This window comes from Sinorhizobium sp. 8-89, from assembly GCF_030124325.1.
Classification (GTDB): domain Bacteria; phylum Pseudomonadota; class Alphaproteobacteria; order Rhizobiales; family Rhizobiaceae; genus Sinorhizobium.
The window spans coordinates 451,895-460,189 of record NZ_JASKLR010000001.1 but is presented as its reverse complement, the minus strand read 5'-3'; the positions used below and the strand labels follow the sequence as shown (position 1 = coordinate 460,189).

General features: G+C 61.9%; 11 protein-coding genes. 5 read left to right on the top strand and 6 right to left on the bottom strand.

Translation table 11 applies throughout. From position 1 onward, the window contains the following. The coding region (locus QN219_RS02225) for a PAS domain-containing protein (protein ID WP_283997623.1) at positions 1–460 on the bottom strand (460 nt) is incomplete at its 3' end. A gap of 270 nt (positions 461–730) precedes the next feature. On the opposite strand from QN219_RS02225, the gene QN219_RS02220 reads away from it, so the two are divergent. Beyond that, complete coding sequence (locus QN219_RS02220) at positions 731–1,390, top strand: glutathione S-transferase family protein (RefSeq protein WP_283997622.1); 660 nt, start codon at positions 731–733, stop codon at positions 1,388–1,390. Positions 1,391–1,405: 15 nt separating this feature from the next. Here the strand turns inward: QN219_RS02220 and QN219_RS02215 are convergent, their stop codons facing one another. Next, positions 1,406–2,329 (bottom strand): LysR substrate-binding domain-containing protein, encoded by a 924-nt coding sequence (locus QN219_RS02215; protein ID WP_283997620.1) that lies wholly within the window; start codon positions 2,327–2,329, stop codon positions 1,406–1,408. A 90-nt stretch (positions 2,330–2,419) separates the two neighbouring features. Here QN219_RS02215 and QN219_RS02210 point away from each other — a divergent pair, with 90 nt between their 5' ends. Together QN219_RS02210 and QN219_RS02205 are read left to right on the top strand one after the other, a co-directional pair. Further along, positions 2,420–2,614 carry a hypothetical protein gene (locus QN219_RS02210; RefSeq protein WP_283997619.1) on the top strand — a complete coding sequence of 65 codons (195 nt, stop codon included), beginning with the start codon at positions 2,420–2,422 and terminating at the stop codon, positions 2,612–2,614. A 58-nt stretch (positions 2,615–2,672) separates the two neighbouring features. Continuing rightward, on the top strand, positions 2,673–3,035 hold the full coding sequence (locus tag QN219_RS02205) for an MmcQ/YjbR family DNA-binding protein (RefSeq protein WP_283997618.1): 363 nt from the start codon (positions 2,673–2,675) through the stop codon (positions 3,033–3,035). A 70-nt stretch (positions 3,036–3,105) separates the two neighbouring features. On the opposite strand, the gene QN219_RS02200 is transcribed toward QN219_RS02205, so the two are convergent. Then, the gene (locus QN219_RS02200) at positions 3,106–3,726 is read right to left on the bottom strand and encodes a glutathione S-transferase family protein (protein WP_283997616.1); all 621 of its coding nucleotides are present in this window, start codon (positions 3,724–3,726) and stop codon (positions 3,106–3,108) included. A gap of 124 nt (positions 3,727–3,850) precedes the next feature. Next, positions 3,851–4,222: a DUF4406 domain-containing protein gene (locus QN219_RS02195; protein ID WP_283997614.1), complete on the bottom strand. Its 372-nt coding sequence runs from the start codon at positions 4,220–4,222 to the stop codon at positions 3,851–3,853. 93 nt (positions 4,223–4,315) lie between these two features. On the opposite strand from QN219_RS02195, the gene QN219_RS02190 reads away from it, so the two are divergent. Next, positions 4,316–5,068, top strand: coding sequence for a DeoR/GlpR family DNA-binding transcription regulator (locus QN219_RS02190; protein WP_283997612.1), 753 nt, complete (start codon positions 4,316–4,318; stop codon positions 5,066–5,068). A 4-nt stretch (positions 5,069–5,072) separates the two neighbouring features. On the opposite strand, the gene QN219_RS02185 is transcribed toward QN219_RS02190, so the two are convergent. Then, a complete protein-coding gene (locus QN219_RS02185) occupies positions 5,073–6,080 on the bottom strand; it encodes an asparaginase (RefSeq protein WP_283997610.1) in 1,008 nt (335 codons plus the stop codon). Between the two features lie 71 nt (positions 6,081–6,151). Here QN219_RS02185 and QN219_RS02180 point away from each other — a divergent pair, with 71 nt between their 5' ends. Next, positions 6,152–6,889 carry a DUF3750 domain-containing protein gene (locus QN219_RS02180; protein ID WP_283997609.1) on the top strand — a complete coding sequence of 246 codons (738 nt, stop codon included), beginning with the start codon at positions 6,152–6,154 and terminating at the stop codon, positions 6,887–6,889. 394 nt (positions 6,890–7,283) lie between these two features. Here the strand turns inward: QN219_RS02180 and QN219_RS02175 are convergent, their stop codons facing one another. Further along, positions 7,284–8,291, bottom strand: a complete 1,008-nt coding sequence (locus tag QN219_RS02175; RefSeq protein ID WP_283997607.1) for an NAD(P)H-quinone oxidoreductase — start codon at positions 8,289–8,291, stop codon at positions 7,284–7,286. Between the last annotated feature and the right edge of the window lie 4 nt (positions 8,292–8,295).

Genomic DNA, 8,295 nt, shown 5'->3' with positions numbered 1-8,295 from the left:
TCTTGCCGCCCTTGTTGCGTAGCGGCACCTTGGACGTCATCAACCAGCGATCGCGCCCCTTGGTAACCATGGCCCGCTCTTCGATGCCGAAGATCGGCTCGCCAGTCTCGATCACTCGCTGTTCCACGTCGGCGAAAGCCTGGGCGAACTTCGTCGGGTGCAGGTCAAAATCGGTCTTGCCCACGAGATCGTGCAGGCTTTCGAGCCCGTTGTCGGCCACCGTCACCTCATTGGCAATAAGAAAGCGGCCTTTCGTGTCCTTGGCATAGATGTAGTCCGGGACATGATTGATCATCGTCTCCAGCCAATAATGACGATCGGCGATGTCCGGCTCGGACGGGAAAATGCGGGCCACCTCATCCGCCAGCCGGTTGCTGGCCTCGATCAGCCGACGCGTCTCCGCGTTGTCGCCAGCATTGAGGGCGGCATAGCGAGTATTGCGAGACGTTTTCCTTGCCAAGCAAAGCCTCCGGAAGAGCAGCGCAAATATCCGTTGGTCGTTCCAGTCTCAGCTCTAGCCAATAGAGGTTATACTTCTCTAAATGTCGCCGGAAAAAATCGTCTAAAGGTTGCAGAGTGGATCGCGACACTGGATGTTGCCGCGACCAGAGCGAGCACGTTGGTTGCGTTTCATCAAAACATTTCATGAGCAACATCAAAGGGGCACGCTTCTGTCGCCGCCTGCGATCGCATATGAAGTGGCGCATCGAACAGACGGAGGGGAGCCGGGATGCTGACAATCTACGGAGTTTATCGTTCGCGCGCGTCGCGCAACTACTGGATGGCGCGCGAGCTTGGCATTCCCTTCACATCTGTTCCGGTGATCCAGGCGCGCCGCGTCGCCAATCCGCTGGCCGCGGATGCACCGCTCAACACCAAGTCGCCGGACTTCCTTGCCATCAATCCTATGGGTCTCATTCCGGCGATCGACGATGACGGCCTGATCCTCACGGAATCGCTCGCCAACAATCTCTATCTCGCCCGCAAATATGGCGGTCCTCTCGCACCGGCCGATCTCGGCGAGGAAGGGCAGATGGGCAATTGGACGATGTGGGCGGCAACCGAGGTGGAGCCGCATGCGGTCAAGATCATTCTCGCCTATGACAATGGCATCGAAAATACGCCCGAAGGTCAGGCACGCATCGCCGCTTGTGCCCAATCACTCGAGAAAGCCTTCCGTGTTCTCGAAACGCATCTCAAAGGCCGCGACTATGTCGTCGGCAACCGCTTCACGGTCGCCGATCTCAACCTCGCCGAGGTCTTTCGCTACACTATGAGCCAGACGGCGTTGTTCGACAGGCATCCGCACGTCAAGGCGTGGCTTGCGCGTTGCCAGGCGCGTCCTTGCTTCAAGGCGATGATGGAGGAGCGGCTGAAAGAGCCGGAATAAGAGCGACGGGCGGCATCACTTGCCGGAATAGCCGGCGATCTTGGCGTCAAGCAGGCGCATTCCCTCTTCGACCTCATCGCGCACCCAGCGCTTGAAAGCCAGGGCGGCCTTGCTCTCGCGCCGGGATGGCGAGCGCACGAAATAGTGGCCGAAGCCGGTTTTTGCCCGGATGTCGAACGGCGCAACCAGACTGCCTTCGGTTACGGCAAAGCCTGCGAGCGTCTGCCAGGCGAGCATGACCCCCTGCCCGGCAATTGCCGCGTCAAGCACGAGCGAGGCTTCGTTGAAGGTGTGGCGCACCGTCATCTGCGAACCCGAAAGGCCAGCCTCCTTGAACCACACTTCCCATGTGAACATCGAGTGGCCGTCGATCACCGCCAGCAGCTTTAGAATATCTGCAGGCACACGCAGATCCGCGGCCAAGCTCGGCGAACAGACGGGGAAGATCTCCTGCTCCAGCAGGAGTTCGGCATGGACACCTGGCCAGTCACCGGCGCCGACGCGGATGCCAACATCGACGTCGGAAGTATCCAGATTGACGAGCGTCGTCGTCGCGTCGATCCTCAGCCGGATATCCGGATGCCGCTCGGCAAAGCGGTTCAACCGATAAACCAGCCACCGGGCCGCGAAGACCGGGGCAACGGAGATCGTCAGCACCGATTCATCGCGGCGCCGCGCCGATACCACCGCCTCGGAAAGCTCTCCGAAGGCACTCGAGAGCCGCACAAGGAACAGGCGCCCGAAATCCGTTGCGACGAGCCCGCGGGCGGTACGCTCGAAAAGCATGCGGCCAAGTTGCGCTTCCGTCTTGGCAATCTGCTGGCTGACGGCGCCGGCCGTGACGCCGAGTTCTGCCGCAGCGCCTGCGAGCGAGCCGAGGCGGCCAGCGGCTTCGACGGCACGCAGGCCGTTAAGGTGGACTGTGTTCAGTTCCTTCATATAGTTTTTCTAAAACGAACGGCCGGCAATCTCAATTGAAATCCTGCCGTGACGAGCGGATGCTGGGTCCTATCGAAAGGGTGATCCGTCATGCTGAAGATTCTAACGATGCTCAAGCGTGCCTCATTGACCCACGGCGATCGTGCCGAGACACCGCTCGCCTGGCAACGCGATCCGTTGCAGCACCCGGATCTCGCTCGCATGGAAGAGCGCGAACTTGCCGACCTGCCGTTTCCGGGATGGCCCTGGCCGCGGGCCGCGCCCGATCATTGCGATTGCTTCTGACCTGAGGATAGACTATGGGACGCGACTTCGATGCGCTTCGCGCAAGCGATGGTGATGCATGAGCGATGATCTCGGACGTTCTTTCGAGCGTGTACGGCGGCTGGCGGAGGCGGCTGGCCTGCCGGAAACGGCGGTCGGCACGTCCTACGGGACGCCGGCCCTCCTCGTCAAAGGCAAGAGTTTCGCGCGGATGAAGGACGCAGAGACACTGGTGGTGATGTGCGCGCTCGACGAGAAGGAGATGCTGATGGAACTCGATCCATCCCTGTTCTTCGAGACCGACCACTACAAAGGCTGGCCCGCAATGCTGGTGAGGCTCGCCGCAATTGACGACGAAACACTGACGCAACGCCTGATCGCGGCCTGGCGCGAAAAAGCGCCGGAACGCCTCGCACGTCGCCTCGGCTCCCCGGATCGTTGAAACGCTTAAACTCCCTTGAAACAACGCAAATGCGGACGGAAAAACACTACACGCCTTTCCTGGAATTGCCCTATGCCTGGACCGCAGCCAGCACCTTGGCGACGGCCGGTCGTGCGACCATGCGGTTGCGGTGGTCGAGAACCCTCGGGAAACGCCCCGGATCGACGCCATCCGCCTCCAGCCAGTTGGCGATCGTGAAGAGATAAGGATCTGCGATCGTATAATCCTCTCCCATGACGAAAGGGCCGGCGAACATGTCGCGTTCGATGAGCGCGAAGCAGTCGCCCATGTTTGATGCCACCTTCGCCTTCATCGCCTCATGCGCCGCCGGATCGTCTGCCCATCTGGCACCGCGTCGCGCATGCGCGTGGGCCACGTGCACGGTGGAGCAGAGATAGCTCAGGAAGGATTGCAGCCGTGCGAACTCAAACGGATCGTCAAGCGGCGCAAGACGGCGGTCTGGAAAGCTCTGGGCGATATAGGCCAGGATGGCCGGGGTTTCGGTGAGCACGCCGTGGTCGGTCACCAAAGCCGGAACCCGGCCTTTTGGGTTGACGGCAAGATATTCCGGCGTGGTTTGTTCGGCCTTGGCGAAATCGACGCGTCGCGCCTCGTAGGAGGCGCCCGCTTCCTCGAGCGCGATATGCGAAGCGAGCGAGCAGGTTCCCGGGGCATAAAACAGTTTCAGCATCATTCTGCCTCCCATAATGTCGCGGCGGTTCGGCACCCGCAAATTCGCCAGCAGAAGAAATGAAATTGCCGCGGTTTACAAGGTCCCGAAGCGGCCCGGCGTCTATGATCCGCCGGGCCTTCGGTCACGCGGCTATCGTCCCTGCACAGCCCGGCACGTCTTCAAGGCGGCCGTAGACCGGAATGCCGCGCTCGCGGGCGATGCGCACATCATTATCTGCGCCTTTCGACTCGCCCGGCAAGCGCAGGACGGCGTCGCAGAGCGCAAGCAACCGGCCGGCAACGGGATGAAAGATCTCCTCATAAAGATCGTCGCCCACCCGGTTTCCGCCGGCCGCATGCCACACGGGCAAGGCCACCCACTCCCCGATCATCGGCACATGCCCAGCCTTGAAGAGCGCATAGGACGGCTCCTCCAGACGCTTCAAGTTTTCCGCCATTTTCGATGGATCGTCCCCCGTTCCGGAGCGGTAGGGGCCGGCAATCAGAATTAGCATGACTTTCTCCATGGTTTTTGCACGAAACTTCCAGATAATTCTGGAATTGTCATGAATATTCATGCAATATCGTGACTAATCAAGAGGCAATCGATGCTGACGACACACAGACGAGCGATGATTTCGACAAGGCTTGCCCGCGACGGGCAAATCGTTGCCAAGGCGCTCGCCGACGAACTCGGGCTTTCGGAAGACACGATCCGTCGCGACCTCAGGGAAATGGCGGCCGAAGGCCTGTTGAAGCGGGTTCACGGCGGCGCGCTGCCGCTGACGCCGCCGCTTCCGGATTTCGCCGCCCGCCAAGCGATCGCCAGCGACCTCAAGTGCCGGCTCGGACGACGGGCGGCGGACCTCGTCAAGCCCGGGCAAACCGTCTTTCTCGACGGCGGCACGACCAATGCGGAATTTGCTCGCGCCTTGCCGCGCGACTTACGGTCGACCATCGTCACGCACAGTCCGACGATCGCCGCCGAGCTCGAAAAACACGACGCCGAGGTGATCCTGATCGGCGGCAGGCTCTATAAACATTCTATGGTGGCGACGGGGACGGCGGTGGTCGCCGCAATCGAACAGATCCGCGTCGACATCTTCTTCCTCGGGGTCACTGCCATTCATCCGGCGCATGGGCTTTCGACCGGAGACTACGAAGAAGCGGCGATAAAACGGGCAATCGCCCGGCAGTCCGCAGAAACCTATGTGCTCGCGACACCGGAGAAATTCGGCGCAGCCTCCCCTCACCGCATCATGAGCGTCAGCGAACTTACCGGCCTCGTCGTGCCGGCGGACATGGCAGCCGAAGCCCTGTCACCCTATCGCGACGGCTCCACCGCACTGATCATGGCGTAGAGGGTCACGCCCCAAACGCCTCCGTCACGCGCACGTCGCCGACATGCACGCCGTTCCAGTTGCGCATCGGATGGTTGGCTTGCGCCATCAGCGCCGTGTGGATCTGCGGTTCATCGGCGAAGAACCGCGCAAGCGTCGCGGCAACCATCGCCTCGGCGGCGCGGGTCGTGCCGTCCTCGCATTTGAGCGCAATGCCGATCCCCTTGTCGGGGATTGCCGCGCAGAAGACGCCTTCGGCACCGGTCTTGGCAAAGATGCGGCCCGGCGCGATCTTCATCAGCCGCGTGCAGGCACGCTTGGTGCCGGCAACGTAGAAGGGTTCGGCCATGCAAGCCTCGACCAGACGCCTGGACGCGCGGGACCGCTCCGCCGCAAGCCCCGCCCCTGTGGCCATTTTGGCGAAGCCATGGGCGAGCCCCTTCAGGGGTACGGCATAGGTGGGGATCGAGCAGCCATCGACCCCGCAATTGTCGCGCGCAAGGATCGCCCCCGTAAGACTTTCCATGACACCGCGGATTTCCTGCTGGATCGGATGGTCGTAGCCGACATAGCCACGGACTTCCGTGCCCGAATGGCAGCAGGCGCAGACGAAGCCGGCGTGCTTGCCGGAGCAATTGTTGTGCAGGGCGCTCGGCGCTTCGATCGAACGCGCCTGCGCGATCAACGCCTTCTGGTCGAAGGACCAGTGGGCGCCGCATTCCAGCGCATCGACGTCACGGCCGGCCGCCGCCAGCATCTCCGCCGCGAGCGCCACATGCTCCGGCTCGCCGGAATGCGAGGCACAGGCGAGCGCCAGCGCCTTGGCGCCGAACCCGTAGGCATCCGCCGCTCCGCTTTCGACCAGCGGCAGCGCCTGCATGGCCTTGCAGGCCGAACGCGGGAAGATGGCGCCATCAATATCGCCCAATGAAAACACGGTGTCGCCGTCCCCATCGACGGCGATGACCATACCGCGATGGCGGCTTTCGACGAGATTTCCGCGCGTTACCTCGACCAGGACGGGATTAGACATGCTTGCCCTCAAATTTCCTTTTTCGCCTTTGCATTTATCAGGAATCCGACTGCTGGAAACCGGGGTATACGATGAAATTCGTCCGTAGGCTGCTTGTCGCCTTCCTGCTCATCTACCTGCTTCCGGCGCTTGCCTCGGCCGGCTTATGGTACATTAAGGACAGGCCGCAAAGCTGGCGGGAGGCGGACTGGTCATCCGCCGGCCTTCTCCCCAAACCGGCAGAAAGCCCGGAGGCGGCAGTCTATATCCTCTCGGCAACCACCGGCGGCATGAAGGGGGCCGTCGCCAGCCACGCGTGGATCGTCACCAAGGATGAAGGGGCCCCGGCCTATACCCGATACGAAAAGGTCGGCTGGGGCAAGCCGGTCCGCAAGAATGCCTATCAGGCCGATGGCCGGTGGTATTCGAACGAGCCGCACATCGTCGTCATGATCACGGGAGAGAAGGCGCAACGCCTGATTCCGAAGGTCGAGCGGGCGATTGCCAAATACCCCTACGCCTCGCCCGGCACCTACAGACTATGGCCCGGACCGAACTCGAACACCTTCGTCGCGCACGTGCTTCGTTCGGTGCCCGAGATTGGCGCGGTGCTACCGCCGAGCGCCGTCGGCCGCGACTACTTGCCGGAGGGCAAGCTTTTCCACATCGATAGCGACGGCCGCGACCTGCACGCAACCCTCTACGGGCTGGCCGGCATTTCGGCCGGCTGGCGAAGCGGGCTGGAGCTGCACTTCATGGGATTAGTGGCGGGCGTTGATATTGCACCCGCGGGGGTAAAAATCCCCGCGCTCGGCCGCTTCGGGAGTTAGATCATTTGATTGTTTCATTGAAACAGTGATCTAGCTCTTTGGAACTGCGCAATTCCGGACGGAATTACACACTTTCCTGAATTGCTTGAGAACGCTTCGCGAGAACCCTTGCAGAAAAGGAAAAGGGCCGCCCGAGGCGACCCTTCCATGAGTTCTGGCCTAATGACGGCCGGGCCTCACAGGCCCAAGGAAGGCGGCAATCAAGCCGAGGGCTGCCTCGACTCCTTCACCTCTCCCATGCCTGTCACGAGGTTCGAAATCTCATTAGACATTGGATCACCTTCCTTTCTGTTCGTTGACGATGGCTCCAAGGTAGGTGATTCCCATCCGAATACAAGACCAACTATCGTCTTAGGGAGCGAAAGCACCGGTGAGATCACCTGCTTTGGCACTCCTAGGATCGGCCCATCGTCATCACGATCTTGCCGATATGATCGCCTTCTTCCATCAGGCGGTGACCGTCGGCGATCCTTTCTAAGGGTAAGACCGCGTGGATGACCGGTGCCACCGCGCCCCCTTCCAGCAATGGCCAGACCTTTGCCGCAAGCCCGTCGCGGATCGCCCGTTTTTCCGCTGATGTGCGCGGGCGAAGCGCCGATCCCATGACATGCAACCGCTTCGTCAGGATGGGTGCGATATTGGCGCTTTCCGCGCGCGCGCCACCCAGAAACGCGATGATCGACAGACGGCCGTCCTTCGCGAGCGAGCCGATATTGCGGTCGAAATAGCGCCCACCGACCATGTCGAGAATGACGTCGACCCCTCGCCCGCCGGTCTCTTCGAGCACGACGGCCTTAAAGTCTTCCTCGCGATAGTTGATCGCCCGCTTGGCCCCGAGCGCCTCGCAGGCCCTGCATTTCTCCGCGCTGCCAGCGGTCACGAAAACTTCGGCGCCGAGGGCCCTGGCGAGCTGTATTGCGGTGGTGCCGATACCGCTCGACCCGCCATGGACGAGGATCGTTTCACCGACCTTGAGGCCGGCCATGTCGAAGACATTGGCCCAGACGGTGAAGAAAGTCTCCGGCAGGGCGGCGGCCTTCGTCGCATCATAGCCCTTCGGCCAATGGAGCGCCTGCGTCGCCGGTACCGCGCAATATTCCGCATAGCCGCCGCCATTGGTGAGCGCGCAGACCTTGTCGCCGATCGAGAAACCGGTTGCCCCCTCGCCGAGAGCCACCACCTCGCCGGCCACCTCGAGACCGAGGACCGGGCTGGCGCCCGGCGGCGGCGGATAGTCGCCCTTGCGCTGCAGCACGTCGGGCCGGTTGATGCCGGACGCCTCGACGCGGATCAGGATATCGCTGGCTTTGACGTCCGGCAGCGGTCCGCGTGCCAGGACCATATTTTCCGGTCCACCCGGGGCCGGTAGGTCCACGTAGGTCATTTCGGTCGGAATGGTCATGGAG